Below are 18,170 nucleotides of genomic sequence, written 5' to 3' on the forward strand. Positions count from 1 at the left end.
AGTGCCCGGCACCGGAACCGGTGCCGGGCACTCGTGCGTGCATACACAGGTATCGGCCATCCGCGTGACGCACGACGCACGGCCCGATGACCAAGGTCGCGGACGGAACACTAGACTCACCGAATCGGCAAGCTCGACCGGCTACACACGCAAGGAGGCACGGGTGGCTCTGCTTACCCGTATCAAGGGACCGCGCGATCTCGACGGGCTCACCCCGGAGCAGCTGGACCAGCTGGCCGCGGAGATCCGGACGTTCCTCGTCGACGCGGTGTCCAAGACCGGCGGGCACCTGGGGCCGAACCTCGGTGTGGTCGAGCTGACCATCGCCCTGCACCGGGTCTTCGACTCCCCGAAGGACAAGGTCCTCTTCGACACCGGCCACCAGAGCTATGTCCACAAGCTGCTCACCGGCCGCCAGGACTTCTCCGCACTGCGCGCGAAGGGCGGTCTGTCCGGCTACCCCTCCCGTGCCGAGTCCGACCACGACGTCATCGAGAACTCGCACGCCTCGACCGTCCTCGGCTGGGCCGACGGCCTCGCCAAGGCCAACCAGGTCCTGAGGAAGGACGACCACGTCGTCGCGGTCATCGGTGACGGCGCCCTCACCGGCGGAATGGCCTGGGAGGCGCTCAACAACATCGCCGCCGCCAAGGACCGCCCCCTCGTCATCGTCGTCAACGACAACGAGCGGTCGTACGGCCCGACCATCGGCGGTCTCGCCGACCACCTCGCGACCCTGCGCACCACCGACGGGTACGAGCGGTTCCTCGCCCGCGGCAAGGACATCCTGGGGCGCACCCCGGTCGTCGGGAAGCCGCTCTACGAGACACTGCACGGCGCCAAGAAGGGCCTGAAGGACTTCATCGCCCCGCAGGGCATGTTCGAGGACCTCGGCCTGAAGTACGTCGGCCCGATCGACGGCCACGACATCTCCGCCCTGGAGTCCGCGCTCAGCCGCGCCAAGCGCTTCGGCGGTCCGGTGATCGTGCACTGCCTGACCGAGAAGGGCCGCGGGTACAAGCACGCCGAGCAGGACGAGGCCGACCGCTTCCACGGCATCGGCCCGATCCACCCCGACACCGGCCTGCCGGTCAAGACCGCCGCCGCCAGCTGGACCTCGGTCTTCGCCGACGAGATGGTCAAGCTGGGCAAGGAGCGCAAGGACATCGTCGCGATCACCGCGGCGATGCTGCACCCCGTCGGCCTGAAGAAGTTCGCCGACGCCTTCCCCGACCGGGTCTACGACGTCGGCATCGCCGAGCAGCACGCCGCGGTCTCCGCGGCCGGCCTCGCCACCGGCGGTATCCACCCCGTCTTCGCCGTCTACGCGACCTTCCTCAACCGCGCCTTCGACCAGGTCCTGATGGACGTGGCGCTGCACAGGTGCGGTGTCACCTTCGTCCTGGACCGGGCCGGTGTCACCGGCGACGACGGCGCCTCCCACAACGGCATGTGGGACATGTCGATCCTCCAGGTCGTCCCCGGTCTGCGGCTCGCCGCGCCGCGCGACGCCGAGCAGCTGCGCGCCCAGCTGCGCGAGGCCGTCGAGGTCGACGACGCGCCGACCGTGGTGCGCTACTCCAAGGGTGTCGTCGGACCGGCCGTCCCCGCGGTGGGCCGGGTCGGCGGCATGGACGTGCTGCGCGAGGCGGGCACGGACACCCCCGACGTGCTGCTGGTCTCGGTCGGCGCGCTCGCCCCGATGTGCCTGGAGATCGCCGACCTGCTCGACAAGCAGGGCATCTCGACGACCGTCGTCGACCCGCGCTGGGTGAAACCGGTCGACGAGGCGCTGGCCCCGCTCGCCGCGCAGCACCGCGTCGTCGTCACCGTCGAGGACAACGGCCGCAGCGGAGGCGTCGGCTCGGCGGTCTCCCAGGCCCTGCGCGACGCCGGCGTCGACCTGCCGCTGCGCGACTTCGGCATCCCGCAGCGCTTCCTCGACCACGCCTCCCGCAAGCAGGTCATGGCCGAGATCGGGCTGACCGCGCCGGACATCGCACGCCAGGTCACCGGTCTGGTCGCGCGGCTCGACGGCGGTCTGGAGGACGAGCCCGCCGAGGCCGCCCGCGACTGACCCGTAACGCTCCATCAGGACGGGCCGACCCTTCGGGGGCGGCCCGTCCGCTTTTGCCCCCGTCCGCTTTTGTCGCTGATGTGGCAAAGGGCGCCGTTTGCGTGAAAAACGTCCGCTCGGCGCGCGACCAGCCCCCTGCACTCCGACCATGGATACACACCCATGGCCACGGAGGTACGCCGGTGAGCACAGAGCAACAGCCCCGTCAGGACTCCGGGGTGTTCCGCACCAAGACGGTCGAGCAGTCGATCCGCGACACCGAGGAGCCCGAGCACGCACTGAAGAAGTCCCTCACCGCATGGGACCTCACCGTCTTCGGTGTCGGCGTGATCATCGGTACGGGCATCTTCGTCCTCACCGGCATCGCGGCCCGGGACAACGCCGGGCCCGCCACATCCCTCTCCTTCGTCGCCGCCGGCGTCGTCTGCGCCCTGGCGGCGCTCTGCTACGCCGAGTTCGCGTCCACCGTGCCGGTGGCCGGCTCGGCGTACACCTTCTCGTACGCCGCGATCGGCGAACTGCCCGCCTGGATCATCGGGTGGGACCTGGTCCTGGAGTTCGCCCTCGGTACCGCCGTGGTGGCGGTCGGCTGGTCCGGGTACGCCCGCCACCTCCTGAACACCAACCTCGGCTGGGACATGCCGGTCGCGCTGTCCGGACCGGACGCCGGAGGACAGTTCGACCTGCTGGCCTTCCTCCTGGTCCTGGCGCTGACCGCGATCCTGGTCATCGGCATGAAGCTGTCCGCCCGGATCACCGCGATCGTCGTCGTCGTCAAGGTCACGGTCGTGCTGATGGTCATCATCGCGGGCCTGTTCTTCATCAAGTCGGCCAACTACTCGCCGTTCATCCCGCCGGCCCAGCCGCAGGAAGGGGGCGGTGGTCTCCATGCGCCGCTGATCCAGGTGCTCTTCGGCTACCAGCCCACCAACTTCGGCATCATGGGCATCTTCACCGCGGCCTCCCTCGTCTTCTTCGCCTTCATCGGTTTCGACGTCGTCGCCACCGCGGCGGAGGAGACCAAGAACCCCCAGCGGGACATGCCCCGCGGCATCCTGGGATCCCTGTTCGTCTGTACGGCGCTCTACGTGGCCGTGACGCTGGTGGTCACCGGTATGCAGTACTACACGCAGATGTCGGCGACCGCCCCGCTCGCCGACGCGTTCAAGTCGGTCGGGCAGCCGTTCTTCAGCGGCGCCATCAGTCTGGGTGCGATCGTCGGCCTCATCACCGTCTGCATGATCCTGCTGCTGGGCCAGACCCGGGTGTTCTTCGCGATGAGCCGCGACGGACTGCTGCCGCGCTTCTTCTCCATCACCCACCCGAAGTACCGCACCCCCTACCGGGCGACCATCCTGCTCGGTGGGGTGATCGCCATCATCGCGGGCTTCACCAGTCTCGAGAACCTCGCCGAGCTGGTGAACATCGGTACGCTCTTCGCCTTCGTGCTCGTGGCACTCGGCGTCATCATCCTCCGCCGCACCCGGCCCGACCTGCACCGGGCCTTCCGCACCCCGTGGGTGCCCGTGGTCCCCATCCTGTCCATCGCCGCCTCGGTGTGGCTCATGCTCAACCTGCCGACCGAGACCTGGCTGCGGTTCGCCGTCTGGATGGTCATCGGCGTCATCGTCTACTTCCTGTACGGACGCGGCCACAGCCGGCTCGGCAAGCTGGGCAAGGACGCGGAGTTCTGACGCCGATCCGGTTCCTCCGCCCCGTGGTCCTGTGCGCGACAGGGCCACGGGGCGGAGCCGTTCCAGCGGGGAAGGGCCGCGGGAGACGGGCCGCCCAGATCGAAGTGCTGCGAGGGGACACCGCCGTCGGCGGTACCGCGCGCCGTGCGGCGCGGTATACGGGCTCAGCCCCAGACGGTGCGCGGGCCCACGGTCCGCGCACCGAGCTCGCCCACCCGGCGCCGTAGCTCCCGGTCGGCGGTGACCACCACCACGGACCGGCCCGCCGCCCCCCGAACCAGCTCCACGATCCGGTCGTCGCCGCTGCCGTCCGCCTGCTCCACCCGGACCCCCGGCACGGACTCCACGCCGCGGGCGGCACCCTCGACGACCAGAACCAGGTCCGTCGGCCCCGGGTGTCCCGGCAGGCCCTCCTCGGCGACGGGCACCAGCGCGTCCCGCAGCCGTTCGGCCGCGGCCCGGCGGTCCCGCCACCAGCCGTCGGGCACGGAACCGACCACGTTCGCCGCGTCGACGATCACCAAAGAGGCCATACGTCCCACCCTCGCACCCGTCCCGCACCAGCCGGGGCGCGGACCGCCGCCCGCTCCGCCTACCAGCCAGAATGCTATTCTCACCGGAAGGTGTGACGTAGGAGCGAGGAAGGCTGGCGGCGAAGCCATGGCGTTGAGGTCCGCGCGAAAGACCCGCTCCGTCGCACCCCGCCAGGCGGCGGCACCGGCCCGCAGAGCCGGCGGTCCCGCCACCACCGGCTGGCTGCTGCGCGGCAAGGAGGGCAGGCTCACCGCCTACGCCCCCACCGACGGCGGGCTGCTGCGCTGGACGGAGACCCGTCCCGGCGGACCGGAGTGGTCCGGCCCGGACTTCTTCGAGGCGCCCGGCATGACCCATCTGTCGGTCGGCCAGGGCCCCGACGGCTATGTGCACTTCGTCGTCCACTCCCGCACCGAGCAGGGCGTGGACATCAAGCACGCGATCCAGTACCAGACCGGTCGCCCCCTCGGACCCTGGCACTCCCTCGGAACGTCCTACAAGGCCCCGGAGAAGGGCAACCGCATCGGCGTCCCGGCGGTCGCCGTCGACGACGGCGGGAACGTCCACGTCTTCATGCGCAACGCCGCCCGCGGCGTGCACCTGCGGCGGCAGGACACCACCGGCAAGTGGCAGGGCTGGGAGAGCCTCGACGGCGCGTCCGCCCTGCTGGACGGTATGACCGCGGGCCGCGGACCCTCCGGCACGGTCGCGATGGCCGCACCCGCGGACGACGGTCTGCGGTACTGGCAACAGGCCGAGCGGGGCGGGCCGTTCACCCCGGGCGACCTCGTCCCCGGCGCCCCGAGGGCGCTCTCCGCGGCCGTGCTCGCCACCGGGGACACCGAAGCCACGTTCTACTGGTGCGACCGGGAGCAGCCCGGTGTGTACGCCCTGCGCCCCGGCCAGGACCCGATGGACCTCGGAGGGGACCCGGACGGCGGGCCGCTCGCCGTGCTCCGCACGGCCATCGGCGAACAGGACGTCACGGTGCTCGCCTTCCGCGGCCGCGACGGACGTCCCGTGATCGCTTCCTGCCCGACCGGCACGGAAGCCCAGGGGCTCGTCTGGGCCGCGACCGGCGAGGCGTCCCAGGGGGTGCCCGCGCTCGCCGTGGACGCCCACGGGCGAGTGGTGCTGGCGTCCCTGGCGGCGGACGGCACGCTGTGCGTGGCCCGGCAGACGGACGAGACCGGCGGCGTGGCCCTCGGGCCGTGGACGCGCGTCTGAGCGAGCGGGGGCCTCGGGCCATGCGCGTCTGCGGAGGGCGTGGCCCCCGGGCCGGGCATGTGCGTCCCAGGCGCGCCTGAGGAGACCTGGACGGGCGGTTCGATCCGCCGAACGGGCTGATGGTCCGGGCTGCGCTGCCGTGGCGCGGTGCGCCCGCCCGTGGCTCTCTCCCTGGCTTCTCTCCCGCCTCTTTCCCTCGCTTCCTCCGGCTCCCTTCCTCGGGCTCTCTTCCTGCCGACGGCTCGACCCGACCACGCGCCGCCGGAACGACAGTGGTCCCACCACCCTGCGGGTGATGGGACCACTGTCGTTCGTCGGCGTTACGCCGGGACGCTCGCGATGCCCTGCGCCAGGAACTTCTTGCCGTTCACGCGCTCCGAGACGCCCTCACGGTCCAGGTACGGCGTGATGCCGCCCAGGTGGAAGGGCCAGCCGGCGCCGGTGATCAGGCAGAGGTCGATGTCCTGGGCCTCGGCGACGACGCCCTCGTCCAGCATCAGACCGATCTCCTGGGCGACCGCGTCCAGGACACGGGCGCGGACCTGCTCCTCGGTCAGGACGTTGTCGCCCTGCTCCAGGAGCGCGGCGACCTCGGGGTCCAGCTCGGGCTTGCCCGAGTCGTAGACGTAGAAGCCGCGCTTGCCCGCCTCGACGACCTTCTTCAGGTTCGGGGAGACCTTGAAGCGCTCCGGGAAGGCGCGGTTCAGGGTCTCGGAGACGTGCAGACCGATGGCCGGGCCGACGAGCTCCAGGAGGACCAGCGGGGACATCGGCAGACCGAGCGGCTCGATGGCCTTCTCGGCCGTGGCGACCGGGGTGCCCTCGTCGATGACGTTCTGGATCTCGCCCATGAAGCGGGTCAGGATCCGGTTCACGACGAACGCCGGGGCGTCCTTGGTGAGGACCGCGGTCTTCTTCAGCTTCTTGGCGACGGCGAAGGCCGTGGCCAGCGAGGCGTCGTCGGTGTTCTCACCGCGGACGATCTCCAGCAGCGGCAGGATCGCGACCGGGTTGAAGAAGTGGAAGCCGACGACCCGCTCCGGGTGCTGCAGCTTCGACGCCATCTCCGTGACGGAGAGGGACGAGGTGTTGGTCGCGAGGATCGCGTGGGCCGGTGCGACGGCCTCGACCTCGGCGAACACCTTCTGCTTGACCGACATCTCCTCGAACACGGCCTCGATGACGAAGTCCGCGTCCGCGAAGCCCTCGGCCTTGTCCAGCACACCGGTGACCAGGGCCTTCAGACGGTTGGCCTTGTCCTGGGAGATGCGGTTCTTGCCGAGCAGCTTGTCGATCTCGGCGTGGACGTAGCCCACGCCCTTGTCGACGCGCTCCTGGTCGATGTCGGTCAGGACGACCGGCACCTCCAGGCGGCGCAGGAACAGCAGGGCCAGCTGGGAGGCCATCAGACCGGCGCCGACGACGCCGACCTTGGTGACCGGGCGGGCCAGGCTCTTGTCCGGGGCGCCGGCGGGGCGCTTGGCACGCTTCTGCGCCAGGTTGAAGGCGTAGATGCCGGACCGCAGTTCGCCGCCCATGATGAGGTCGGCGAGCGCCTGGTCCTCGGCGTCGAAGCCCTTCTGCAGGTCGCCGTCCTTCGACGCCTCGATGATGTCCAGGGCGCGGTAGGCGGCCGGGGCCGCGCCGTGCACCTTGGAGTCGGCGATGAACCGGCCGCGGGCGACGGCCTGGTCCCAGGCCTCACCACGGTCGATCTCGGGACGCTCGACGGCGGTCTCGCCCTTGAGGACGGACGCGGTCCAGACGAGCGAACGCTCCAGGAAGTCGGCGCCCTCGAAGATCGCGTCGGCGATGCCGAGCTCGAAGACCTGCTTGCCCTTGAGCTGCTTGTTCTGGTTGAGCGAGTTCTCGATGATCACCGAGACCGCGCGGTCCGCACCGATCAGGTTCGGCAGGATCGTGCAGCCGCCCCAGCCCGGGACCAGGCCCAGGAACACCTCGGGGAGGGAGAAGGCCGGGAGGGCCTTCGAGACGGTGCGGTAGGTGCAGTGCAGACCGACCTCGACACCGCCGCCCATCGCCGCGCCGTTGTAGTACGCGAAGGTGGGGACCGCGAGGGAGGACAGACGCTTGAACACGTCGTGGCCGCCCTTGCCGATGGCGAGCGCGTCGGAGTGCTGCTTCAGCAGCTCGACGCCCTTGAGGTCGGCGCCGACCGCGAAGATGAACGGCTTGCCGGTGATGCCGGCGCCGACGATCGCGCCCTCGACCGCCTCCTTCTCGACCTGGTCGATCGCGACGTTCAGGTTCGCGAGCGACTGCGGGCCGAAGGTGGTCGGCTTGGTGTGGTCGAAGCCGTTGTCGAGGGTGATGAGGGCGAACCTGCCCGCGCCGCCCGGGAGGTCGAGGTGGCGCACATGCGCCTGGGTGACGACCTCGTCCGGGAACAGCTCGGCCGCGCCCTTCAGGAGCTCAGCGGTGGTGCTCACTTGTTGCCTCCGTCGAAGTGCGGGTTCTCCCAGATCACGGTGGCGCCCATGCCGAAGCCGACGCACATGGTGGTCAGGCCGTAGCGGACGTGCGGCTGCTCCTCGAACTGCCGCGCCAGCTGCGTCATCAGACGTACGCCGGAGGAGGCCAGCGGGTGGCCGTACGCGATCGCGCCGCCGTACTGGTTGACGCGGGCGTCGTCGTCGGCGATGCCGTAGTGCTCCAGGAAGGCCAGGACCTGGACGGCGAACGCCTCGTTGATCTCGAACAGGCCGATGTCGCCGATGGACAGGCCGGCCTTGGCGAGGGCCTTCTCGGTCGCCGGGATCGGGCCGTAGCCCATCACCTCGGGCTCGACGCCGGCGAAGGCGTACGAGACCAGGCGCATCTTGACCGGCAGGCCGTTCTCGCGCGCGAAGTCCTCGGAGGCGATCAGCGACGCGGTGGCACCGTCGTTGAGACCGGCGGCGTTACCGGCGGTGACGCGGCCGTGCACACGGAACGGGGTCTTGAGGCCCTGGAGGTTCTCCAGCGTGGTGCCCGGACGCATCGGCTCGTCGGCGGTGACCAGGCCCCAGCCGGTCTCGCCGCCCTCCGGGCTGGTGCGGCGCACCGAGACGGGCACCAGGTCCTGCTGGATCTTGCCGTCGGCGTAGGCCTTGGCGGCCTTCTCCTGGGAGCGCACGGCGTACTCGTCGGCGCGCAGCTTGGTGATCTGCGGGTAGCGGTCGTGGAGGTTCTCCGCCGTCATGCCCATGAACAGGGCCGACTCGTCGACCAGCTTCTCCGAGACGAAGCGCGGGTTGGGATCGACGCCCTCGCCCATCGGGTGGCGGCCCATGTGCTCGACACCACCGGCGACTGCGGCGTCGTAGGCGCCGAAGGCGATCGAGCCGGCGACCGAGGTCACGGCGGTCAGCGCGCCCGCACACATGCGGTCGATGGAGTAGCCCGGGACGGACTGCGGCAGACCCGCGAGGATGCCCGCGGTGCGGCCCAGGGTCAGGCCCTGGTCGCCGATCTGCGTGGTCGCGGCGATGGCGACCTCGTCGATCTTCTTGGGGTCGAGGTCCGGGTTGCGGCGCAGCAGCTCCCGGATCGCCTTGACGACGAGATCGTCGGCGCGGGTCTCGTGGTAGATGCCCTTCGGGCCCGCCTTGCCGAACGGGGTGCGGACGCCGTCGACGAAAACGACGTCCCTGATGGTACGAGGCACGATGGCTCTCCTCCAGGGTGCGGGATGGCACTGCTGCAAGCGCGCCCGGAGAGCGCGCTGCACACCGTCATGCTACTTGCGGGTAACCAAGCTGCCCACCCCTCACAGCCGGAGCGGCGAAGGTCACACCGCCGGTCACGCGTCCGCCTGGTCCTCCCCCCGGACCTGCACCGGCCCTGGAACCGGTGGATTGCGGTGCACACGGTGCGAGTGGTTCACCCGGTGCGCGCGGTGTGGGCGCGACGATCGGCCGGAGGGGGAGTGGCCGGCGGGAGCGACGGCACGCGCCGCGCCCGCCGGGCGTCAGGCGCGCGCCGCCAGCGCAGCCGAGAGGACCGGAGTGACCTGCTCGATCTGCCAGGGCCGCGCCCCGAGTGCCGCGAGCGCCTCGGCCACCGCGGCGGCCGTGGTCTGCGCGGGAGGCTCCCAGCAGACCCGGCGGACGGTGTCCGGAGTGATCAGGTTCTCCTGCGGCATGTTCAGCTGCTCCGCGAGGGCCGAGACGCCCGCCCGCGCAGCCGACAGCCGCGCCGCCGCGGCGGGGTCCTTGTCCGCCCAGGACCGCGGCGGCGGCGGGCCGGCCACCGGCTGCCCGGGCTGGGGGAGCGCCGAGTCGGGCAGCGCCTTCGCCCGGTCCACGGCCGCCTGCCACTGCTCCAGTTGCCGCCTCCCCACCCGGCTGCCGAAGCCGGGCAGCGCGGACAGCGCCTGTGCGTTCACGGGCAGAGCGAGCGCGGCCTCCACGATCGCGGCGTCGCCCAGCACCTTGCCGGGCGAGACGTCACGCCGCTGGGCGATGCGGTCGCGGGTGGTCCACAGTTCGCGTACGACCGCCATCTGCCGGCGCCGCCGGACCTTGTGCATGCCCGAGGTGCGCCGCCAGGGGTCCTTGCGCGGCGGGGCGGGCGGTGCCGCCGCGATGGCGGCGAACTCCTGGTGCGCCCAGTCGAGCTTGCCCTGCCGGTCCAGTTCCTTCTCCAGGGCGTCCCGCAGGTCGACGAGGAGTTCGACGTCCAGCGCGGCGTACCGGAGCCACGGCTCGGGCAGCGGACGGGTCGACCAGTCGACGGCCGAGTGTCCCTTCTCCAGTGCGTAGCCGAGCACGCTCTCGACCATCGCTCCCAGGCCGACCCGGGGGAAGCCGGCCAGCCGTCCGGCCAGCTCGGTGTCGAACAGCCGGGTGGGGAGCATGCCTATCTCGCGCAGGCAGGGCAGGTCCTGGGTGGCCGCGTGGAGGATCCACTCGGCGTCGCCGAGCGCGTCGCCGAGGGCGGAGAGGTCGGGGCAGCCGACCGGGTCGACCAGTGCGGTCCCGGCCCCGGCGCGGCGGAGCTGTACGAGATAGGCGCGCTGGCCGTAGCGGTAGCCGGACGCCCGTTCGGCGTCGACGGCCACGGGCCCCGTGCCTGCGGCGAAGGCTGCGATCACCTCGTCCAGGGCGTCCTGGCTCGCGACGACGGGGGGAACGCCCTCACGGGGCTCCAGCAAGGGGATCGGCGCCGTTTCGACGTCGTCCGGGGGGTCGCCCCCGATGGTTCGCAGTGCTGTCTCTGCTGCGGTCTCTTGGGCGTCGGTCACCTGTCAAGGGTATCCGTGGATGACGGGCGCCCGCCGACGGAACGTTCCGTCGACGGGCGCGCGGTGGATGGGCGCCGGCCTGGGCCGGTCAGTGGATGATCCCGGTGCGCAGCGCGACCGCCACCATGCCGGCCCGGTCGCCGGTGCCCAGCTTCCTCGCGATTCGGGCGAGATGGCTCTTCACCGTGAGCGCGGACAGCCCCATGGACACGCCGATGGCCTTGTTGGACTGGCCCTCCGCGACCAGGCGCAGCACCTCGACCTCGCGGCCCGACAGCTCGCGGTAACCGCCCGGGTGGCTCGGGGCACCCGGGGGGCGGCGGTGCAGGCGGGAGGCGGCGGAACCGATGGGGGCGGCGCCGGGCCGGGAGGGGTGCCCGATGTTCGTACGGGTACCGGTGACGACGTAACCCTTCACTCCGCCGGCCAGCGCGTTGCGCACGGCGCCGATGTCGTCCGCGGCGGACAGGGCCAGACCGTTGGGCCATCCGGCGGCACGCGTCTCGGACAGCAGGGTCAGGCCGGACCCGTCGGGCAGGTGCACATCGGCGACGCAGATGTCACGCGGATTGCCGATGCGCGGGCGGGCCTCCGCGATGGACGACGCCTCGATGACATCGCGCACCCCGAGGGCCCACAGGTGACGGGTGACGGTGGAGCGGACGCGCGGGTCGGCCACGACGACCATGGCCGTCGGCTTGTTCGGGCGGTAGGCGACCAGGCTTGCGGGCTGCTCGAGGAGAACGGACACCAGGCCTCCTGGGGAGTTGCGGGACGTGGCCGGCTCGGGGATGAAGCCGGGGCGAACCGTGTTTGTCGGTCATTGAGCTCTTCGGCAGCAAACCTCGGCGGCTTTAGAGAAAGATCACGATTTAGTGAGTAACAATTCGGGCAATTCGGACGGGTGCTCGATCATCCGAAGAAGGAACCGGAAGAAAGATCCATAAGAAGGAGTGCAAAGACGGAACCGAAGTGAGGGAACCGAAGAACGGGATCGAAGATCGGAACCCGAAGACCGGGTGGGGAACGGATACGGAGTACGGGACGACGGAACGCCGCGCCGGAGCGGACGGAGGCTTGGGGCGGCCGGCGGCCGGCGGGCGCCGGTGGGCCGCGCGGTCGGCCCCGCCTCGTGGGCGCGAGAAGGCCCGCGCACCCACCGGGGAACCGCTCCCGGGCCGGTCGGAGGGAGCACGGCCAAGCGGGGGCAGGCAGCCACTGAGCCGACCAGAGGGAGCGCTTCGCGCCGGACCGGAGGGAAGACCCGGGAACGCCGTCGGCAGCCGGACGCCGTCCTGCCGCCCCCGCCCCGGAGCGGGGCCGCCTCCGCCCCGGAGCGGGGCCGCCGACGAGCCGTGCGCCCCGGCACCTCGGCGGGTCGGCGAGCGCAGAGGGGGCGCTACCCGCCCTTGTGCGTCACCCCCGCGCGTCCCCCGCCCTGAGCAGGACGTATCCCGTCCGCCCCGTCACCGTGACTGCGGCCCCCGTCGCTGCGGCAGCGACACCACGCCCGCGTCCGCGGGGCCGACCGGCGGCAGCCCGGCCACCTGGCACAGCAGATCGCACCAGGCCGCCAGGTGCGCCGCCGTGTCCGGCACCCCGCCGAGTCCCTCGCGCGGTGTCCACGACGCCCGGATCTCGATCTGTGTCGCCGGTCTGCGCTCCGCCAGCGCCCCGAAGTAGTGCGATCCCGCCCGGGTGACCGTGCCGCTCGGTTCCCCGTACGACAGCCCCCGCGCCTCCAGCGCGCCCGTCAGCCACGACCAGCACACCTCGGGCAGCAGCGGATCCGCCGCCATCTCCGGCTCCAGTTCCGCCCGCACCAGCGTCACCAGCCGGAACCGTCCCTGCCACGCCTCGTGCCCCGCCGGGTCGTGCAGCAGGACGAGCCGGCCGTCGGCCAGGTCCTCGTCCTCCTCGACGACGACCGCCTCCAGGGCGTACGCGTGCGGCGCCAGCCGCTGCGGCGGACGGGACTGCTCCACCACCATCTCCGGGCGCAGCCGCGCCCCGCGCAACGCGTCGACCGCCTGGCGGAAGTCCGGCGGGACGGAGTTCCCGTCTGCGTTCCCGTCCTCGCTGTCCACGCCGTCGGCGCCATCAGAAGTTCGTCCCTGAGCCGCAGCCATGCGGGGAAGACTAGGCGGAAGCCGGCTCGCGTGCAGGGAAGACACCCTGGCCGGAGGATCCACGGCCTGGGTGCATGCGAAGATTCAGGCGTGAGTGCCAACCACAGCCCCTCGGGCCAGCGCAGCAGGACGTACGACTCCGCCTTCCTCAAGGCGTGCCGGCGCGAACCGGTGCCGCACACACCGGTCTGGTTCATGCGGCAGGCCGGGCGCTCACTGCCCGAGTACCTGAAGGTGCGTGAGGGCATCCCCATGCTGGACTCCTGCATGAGGCCCGAGCTGGTCACCGAGATCACGCTCCAGCCGGTGCGCCGCCACAAGGTCGACGCCGCGATCTTCTTCAGCGACATCGTCGTCCCGCTCAAGGCCATCGGTGTCGACCTCGACATCAAGCCCGGCGTCGGTCCGGTCGTCGCCGAGCCGATCCGCACCCGCGCCGACCTCGGCCGGCTGCGCGATCTGACCCCGGAGGACGTCCCGTACGTCACCGAGGCCATCGGGCTGCTCACCGCCGAACTGGGCTCCACCCCGCTCATCGGCTTCGCCGGCGCCCCGTTCACCCTTGCGAGCTATCTCGTCGAGGGCGGCCCGAGCCGCAACCACGAGCACACCAAGGCCCTCATGTACGGCGACCCGCAGCTCTGGGCCGACCTGCTCGACCGGCTCGCCGAGATCACCTCGGCCTTCCTGAAGGTGCAGATCGAGGCCGGCGTCTCGGCGGTGCAGCTCTTCGATTCCTGGGTCGGTGCGCTGGCCCCCGCCGACTACCGCCGCTCGGTGATGCCCGCCTCGGCCAAGGTGTTCGGGTCCGTCGCGCACTACGGCGTGCCCCGCATCCACTTCGGTGTCGGCACCGGTGAGCTCCTCGGCCTGATGGGAGAGGCGGGCGCGGACGTCGTGGGTGTCGACTGGCGCGTCCCGCTCGACGAGGCCGCCCGCCGCGTCGGCCCCGGCAAGGCGCTCCAGGGCAACCTCGACCCGGCCGTGCTGTTCTCCTCCACCGAGGCGGTCGAGGCCAAGACCCGCGAGGTCCTGACCGCCGCGAGCGGTCTGGAGGGCCATGTCTTCAACCTCGGCCACGGGGTGCTGCCCACCACCGATCCGGACGCGCTGACCCGCCTGGTGGACTTCGTCCACACCGAGACCGCCCGCTGAGCGGACCGCCGGCCGGGGCGATCGCCTCTCAGACGGTGCCCTCCGCCGCCCGTACGGCCTGCACGGCCTTGCGGGCGGCGACCAGCACGGGGTCCCACACCGGGGAGAACGGCGGTGCGTAGCCCAGGTCCAGGGCCGTCATCTGCTCCACCGTCATCCCGGCGGTGAGGGCGACGGCCGCCACGTCGACCCGCTTCGCCGCACCCTCCCGGCCCACGATCTGCACCCCGAGCAGCCGTCCCGTACGGCGCTCGGCGAGCATCTTCACCGTCATCGGCGCCGCTCCCGGGTAGTAACCGGCGCGGCTCGTCGACTCGATGGTGACGGTCACGAACTGCAGGCCCGCCGCCCGTGCGTCCTTCTCCCGCAGACCCGTCCTGGCGATCTCCAGATCGCAGACCTTGCTCACCGCCGTGCCCACCACGCCGGGGAACGTCGCGTAGCCGCCGCCCACGCCGGAGCCGATGACCTGGCCGTGCTTGTTGGCGTGCGTGCCGAGCGGCACATGGCGGGTGCGTCCGGACACCAGGTCCAGGACCTCCACGCAGTCGCCGCCCGCCCAGATGTTCTCGTGGCCCCGGACCCGCATCGCCAGGTCGGTCAGCAGGCCCCCGCTCGGCCCCAGCGGCAGTCCCGCCTCCCGGGCCAGCGCGGTGCGCGGCTCCACGCCGATGCCGAGCACCACCACGTCCGCCGGGTAGTCGGCCTCCGCGGTCGACACCGCCCGCACCCGGCCGTCGTCCCCGGTGCGGACCGCGGTGACCGGGGCATCCGTGACGGTGCGGATGCCCAGGCCGTCCATCGCCCGGTGGACCAGGCGCCCCATGTCCGGGTCGAGCGTGGCCATCGGCTGGGCGTCGCGGGTCACCAGCGTCACCTCGTACCCGCGGTCCAGCAGTGCCTCGGCCATCTCCACGCCGATGTAGCCGGCCCCGACGATCACCGCCTTGCGGCCTGCGGTGCCGGCGAGGCCGTCCAGCAGTTCCTGTCCGTCGTCGAGGGTCTGCACCCCGTGGACGCCGGACGCGTCGATCCCGGGGAGCGGCGGGCGCACCGGCTGTGCGCCGGTCGCCACCACCAGCTTGTCGAAGCCGGTCCACGCCTCCGCACCGGACTCCAGGTCGCGGCTGCGGACGCGCTGCCCGGCGACGTCGACCTCGGTCACCTCGGTCCGCATGCGCAGATCGATGTCCCGGGCCCGGTGTTCGTCGGGCGAGCGGGCGACGAGCGCGTCCCGTTCGGGCACGCTCCCGCCCACCCAGTAGGGGATGCCGCAGGCCGAGTACGAGGTGAAACGGGTCCGTTCGAAGGCCACGATCGCCAGCTCGTCGGCGCCCTTCATCCGCCGGGCCTGCGAGGCGGCGGACATCCCGGCCGCATCACCGCCGATGACCACCAGTCGTTCCGCCGCCATGTGCGTCCTCCGGCCCGTTCCGTGCTGCGCCGGTCAGTCCTGCCCGGGGAGACCCGCCCGGTCAGTCCTGCCGCTCGGTCTCCTGTCCCGACGATACGTTCCGGGGGTACGGGACGTTCCCTCCCGCCGGAACGCGGCCGCCCGGAACCGGGTTTCCGGCCGGCGTGCCCGCAGGGGCCGGGGCCGTCACCGCCGGGCGCTTCGGCCGCCGGCTCCGGACCAGCCGGAAGAGCACGTACAGCAGCGCCAGTGCCGCTGCGAACGGCAGCACCGCACCCACGACCACCGCGACCCAGCGCACCGTCGTGAGGAACGCCTCCCAGCCGCCGGACAGCGCGTCCAGGAAACCGGGGTCCTCCTCCTTCTCCTTCGCCTTCCTCGGCTCCGTCTCGGTGAGTTCGACGGTGATCGTCGCGAACGACGTCCGGTCCTTCAGCGACGCCTGCTGGGCGAGGAGCGCCTCCAGCTCCGCCTGACGCCTGCTCAACTCCCCTTCCAGCATGACCACATCACCGAGCGACGAGGCCCGGTCCATCATCTTCTGCACGCGTGCCACGCTCGCCCGCTGCGACCGCACCCGGCTGTCGACGTCCACGACCTGGTCGGTGACGTCCTTCGCCTCGGAGGTGCGGGACAGCAGCCTGCCGGTGCCCGCCAGGTCGCCCAGCACGTCGTCGTACGAATCCTGCGGGACGCGCAGCACGATCCGCGAGTACACATGGCCGTACCTGTCGCGCTCGGTCGACTCGCTGCCGACCAGCCCGCCCGCGGCCACCGCCACCGAGCGGGCCTTGCCCAGCGCCTTCTGCACGTCGTCGACCCGGACGCCCAGTTCCGCCGTGCGGATGACGTGGGCCGTGGGCTTCGCGGGGGCCGCCGACGGCGCCCCTGCCTTGCCGGCGGCGTCCGCGCGTTCCGCACCCGCCGCCGCGTCCGCGGGCCGCCCGTCGCCGCGCCCCTTGCTGTCCGCCAGCGCCGGCTTCGCGCCGCCGCTGCTTTCGCCCCCGGCACCGCAGCCCGCGACCGTGAGCGACGCGGCCAGCAATACTGCCGCGAGCGCCGCGCCGCGCCGCCGCCGTCCGTACCCCGGTACTGCTCGCATCTCCTGAACCCCCAGCGTGCGTGGTGAGTGATGTCCGTTCGACGTACGGGGCACCGCACCGGGTTGCCCGCCCGCGGTTCCGAAAGGGTCACGGTCGGGACGCGAAACGGGTCTGAGACCATGGACGCATGCAGAACGCCGACCCGCGTACCGGACTTCAGCGTCACGTCGTCGTCATCGGAGGCGGCATCGCCGGTCTCGCGGCGGCACACCGCCTCCTCGTGTCCGGTGCATCCGTCACCGTCATCGAGGGAAGTCACCGCGTCGGCGGCAAACTGCACACCGGCGAGATCGCCGGGGCACCCGTCGACCTCGGCGCCGAGTCGATGCTCGCCGTGCGCCCCGAAGCCGTCGACCTGGCCAGGGCCGTCGGTCTCGGCGACCGGCTCCAGGCACCCGTCACCACGAGTGCCGCCCTCTGGAACCGGGGCAGCCTGACCCCGATGCCCGGCGGACACGTCATGGGCGTGCCCGGCGACCCCGGCAAGCTGGCCGGGGTGCTGTCCGCCGAAGGGCTCGCCCGGGCCGGCCAGGACCGCGAGCGGGAACGCACGCCCGTCGGCGACGACGTCGCGATCGGCGCGTACGTGGCGGAGCGGCTCGGCCGTGAGGTCGTCGACCGGCTCGTCGAGCCGCTGCTCGGCGGCGTGTACGCGGGGGACGCCTACCGGATCTCGATGAAGGCCGCCACGCCCCGTCTCTTCGAGGCCGTCAGGACCCACGCGTCCCTGCTGGAGGGGGTCCGCGAGATCCAGGCCGAGGCCGCGGCGCGGCAGACCGCCGGGCCCGTCTTCATGGGCATCGACGGAGGTGTCGGTGTGCTGCCGGAAGCCGTCGCCGACGCCGTTCGCGCGCTCGGCGGCCGGATCCTCCTCGACTCGCCCGTGAAGGCCCTGACCCGCACCCCGGAGGGCTGGCAGGTACGCACCACCGACGGCGTCCACGCCGCGGACGGAGTCGTCCTCGCCACCCCCGCGTGGTCCGCGTCCGCCCTGCTCGCCGCGGAGGCCCCGGCGGCGTCCGCCGAACTGTCCCGTGTCGAGTACGCCTCCATGGCACTGGTCACCCTCGCGTTCCGCCGCCGGGACGTGGAGGGGCTCCCGGCGACGGCGGGCCGCTCCGGGTTCCTGGTGCCGCCCGTGGACGGCCGGGACATCAAGGCGTCGACCTTCTCCACCGGCAAGTGGGGCTGGTCCGACGGCGCGGCTCCGGACCTCTTCCTCCTGCGCACCTCCCTGGGCCGCTACGGGGAGGAGGAGCGGCTGCACCGCGAGGACGCCGACCTCGTCGCGATGTCGCTGCGCGACCTGGAGGATGCCACCGGGCTCGCCGCCCTGCCGGTCGCGAGCGAGGTCACCCGCTGGCTGGACGGCCTGCCGCAGTACCCCGTGGGCCACCTGGACCGCGTCGCCCGGATCCGCGAGGAGCTCGCCGAGCTGCCCGGACTGCGGGTGTGCGGCGCGGTCTACGACGGCGTCGGCATCCCCGCCTGCATCGCCGACGGCAGGCGCGCCGCCGACGAGACGCTGGCCGCGCTGTCCGGCCTCCCCACCCCCGCGCCGGGCACGGATCGTGACGCGGGACAATAACGGC

13 protein-coding genes are annotated in these 18,170 nt (G+C 72.2%); 5 read left to right on the plus strand and 8 right to left on the minus strand.

The annotated features are described in order from the left end of the window. The first annotated feature begins 163 nt into the window (after positions 1-163). Positions 164-2,077: a 1-deoxy-D-xylulose-5-phosphate synthase gene (dxs, locus tag ACZ4Z5_RS10435; RefSeq protein ID WP_468259498.1), complete on the plus strand. Its 1,914-nt coding sequence runs from the start codon at positions 164-166 to the stop codon at positions 2,075-2,077. A 182-nt stretch (positions 2,078-2,259) separates the two neighbouring features. Continuing rightward, a complete protein-coding gene (locus tag ACZ4Z5_RS10440) occupies positions 2,260-3,771 on the plus strand; it encodes an amino acid permease (protein ID WP_468259501.1) in 1,512 nt (503 codons plus the stop codon). A 164-nt stretch (positions 3,772-3,935) separates the two neighbouring features. On the opposite strand, the gene ACZ4Z5_RS10445 is transcribed toward ACZ4Z5_RS10440, so the two are convergent. Beyond that, positions 3,936-4,304, minus strand: coding sequence for an NTP pyrophosphohydrolase (locus ACZ4Z5_RS10445; protein WP_468259503.1), 369 nt, complete (start codon positions 4,302-4,304; stop codon positions 3,936-3,938). Between the two features lie 127 nt (positions 4,305-4,431). Between ACZ4Z5_RS10445 and ACZ4Z5_RS10450 the strand changes: the two genes are divergently transcribed. Further along, complete coding sequence (locus ACZ4Z5_RS10450; protein WP_468259506.1) at positions 4,432-5,532, plus strand: PLL family lectin; 1,101 nt, start codon at positions 4,432-4,434, stop codon at positions 5,530-5,532. A gap of 320 nt (positions 5,533-5,852) precedes the next feature. On the opposite strand, the gene ACZ4Z5_RS10455 is transcribed toward ACZ4Z5_RS10450, so the two are convergent. The 5 genes from ACZ4Z5_RS10455 to ACZ4Z5_RS10475 all read right to left on the minus strand — a co-directional run bounded on the left by ACZ4Z5_RS10455 (position 5,853) and on the right by ACZ4Z5_RS10475 (position 12,906). Further along, positions 5,853-7,982 (minus strand): 3-hydroxyacyl-CoA dehydrogenase NAD-binding domain-containing protein, encoded by a 2,130-nt coding sequence (locus ACZ4Z5_RS10455; RefSeq protein ID WP_468259509.1) that lies wholly within the window; start codon positions 7,980-7,982, stop codon positions 5,853-5,855. Then, positions 7,979-9,199, minus strand: coding sequence for a thiolase family protein (locus ACZ4Z5_RS10460; RefSeq protein WP_468259511.1), 1,221 nt, complete (start codon positions 9,197-9,199; stop codon positions 7,979-7,981). Before ACZ4Z5_RS10460 ends, ACZ4Z5_RS10455 begins: the two co-directional genes overlap by 4 nt. Before the next feature lie 303 nt (positions 9,200-9,502). Continuing rightward, a complete protein-coding gene (locus ACZ4Z5_RS10465; RefSeq protein ID WP_468259514.1) occupies positions 9,503-10,777 on the minus strand; it encodes an HRDC domain-containing protein in 1,275 nt (424 codons plus the stop codon). Positions 10,778-10,865: 88 nt separating this feature from the next. Beyond that, positions 10,866-11,528 (minus strand): helix-turn-helix transcriptional regulator, encoded by a 663-nt coding sequence (locus ACZ4Z5_RS10470; protein ID WP_468259517.1) that lies wholly within the window; start codon positions 11,526-11,528, stop codon positions 10,866-10,868. 715 nt (positions 11,529-12,243) lie between these two features. Beyond that, positions 12,244-12,906 (minus strand): DUF3000 domain-containing protein, encoded by a 663-nt coding sequence (locus ACZ4Z5_RS10475; protein ID WP_468259520.1) that lies wholly within the window; start codon positions 12,904-12,906, stop codon positions 12,244-12,246. Between the two features lie 90 nt (positions 12,907-12,996). Between ACZ4Z5_RS10475 and hemE the strand changes: the two genes are divergently transcribed. Next, on the plus strand, positions 12,997-14,061 hold the full coding sequence (gene hemE, locus ACZ4Z5_RS10480; RefSeq protein ID WP_468259522.1) for a uroporphyrinogen decarboxylase: 1,065 nt from the start codon (positions 12,997-12,999) through the stop codon (positions 14,059-14,061). Positions 14,062-14,089: 28 nt separating this feature from the next. Here the strand turns inward: hemE and ACZ4Z5_RS10485 are convergent, their stop codons facing one another. Both ACZ4Z5_RS10485 and ACZ4Z5_RS10490 read right to left on the minus strand, forming a co-directional pair. Further along, the gene (locus ACZ4Z5_RS10485) at positions 14,090-15,475 is read right to left on the minus strand and encodes an FAD-dependent oxidoreductase (protein WP_468259523.1); all 1,386 of its coding nucleotides are present in this window, start codon (positions 15,473-15,475) and stop codon (positions 14,090-14,092) included. 61 nt (positions 15,476-15,536) lie between these two features. After that, complete coding sequence (locus ACZ4Z5_RS10490) at positions 15,537-16,577, minus strand: DUF4349 domain-containing protein (RefSeq protein ID WP_468259524.1); 1,041 nt, start codon at positions 16,575-16,577, stop codon at positions 15,537-15,539. Positions 16,578-16,705: 128 nt separating this feature from the next. Here ACZ4Z5_RS10490 and hemG point away from each other — a divergent pair, with 128 nt between their 5' ends. Then, positions 16,706-18,166: a protoporphyrinogen oxidase gene (gene hemG / locus ACZ4Z5_RS10495; protein ID WP_468259526.1), complete on the plus strand. Its 1,461-nt coding sequence runs from the start codon at positions 16,706-16,708 to the stop codon at positions 18,164-18,166. Positions 18,167-18,170 lie beyond the last annotated feature (4 nt).

This window comes from Streptomyces sp. NPDC030222 (assembly GCF_055573115.1).

Bases quoted from the DNA above. Each gene is read 5' to 3' on its own strand.
- ACZ4Z5_RS10450 (WP_468259506.1), top strand. From the start codon at position 4,432: ATGGCGTTGAGGTCCGCGCGAAAGACCCGCTCCGTCGCACCCCGCCAG.
- ACZ4Z5_RS10490 (WP_468259524.1), bottom strand. From the start codon at position 16,577: ATGCGAGCAGTACCGGGGTACGGACGGCGGCGGCGCGGCGCGGCGCTC.
- hemG (WP_468259526.1), top strand. From the start codon at position 16,706: ATGCAGAACGCCGACCCGCGTACCGGACTTCAGCGTCACGTCGTCGTC.
- ACZ4Z5_RS10485 (WP_468259523.1), bottom strand. From the start codon at position 15,475: ATGGCGGCGGAACGACTGGTGGTCATCGGCGGTGATGCGGCCGGGATG.
- ACZ4Z5_RS10475 (WP_468259520.1), bottom strand. From the start codon at position 12,906: ATGGCTGCGGCTCAGGGACGAACTTCTGATGGCGCCGACGGCGTGGAC.
- ACZ4Z5_RS10445 (WP_468259503.1), bottom strand. From the start codon at position 4,304: ATGGCCTCTTTGGTGATCGTCGACGCGGCGAACGTGGTCGGTTCCGTG.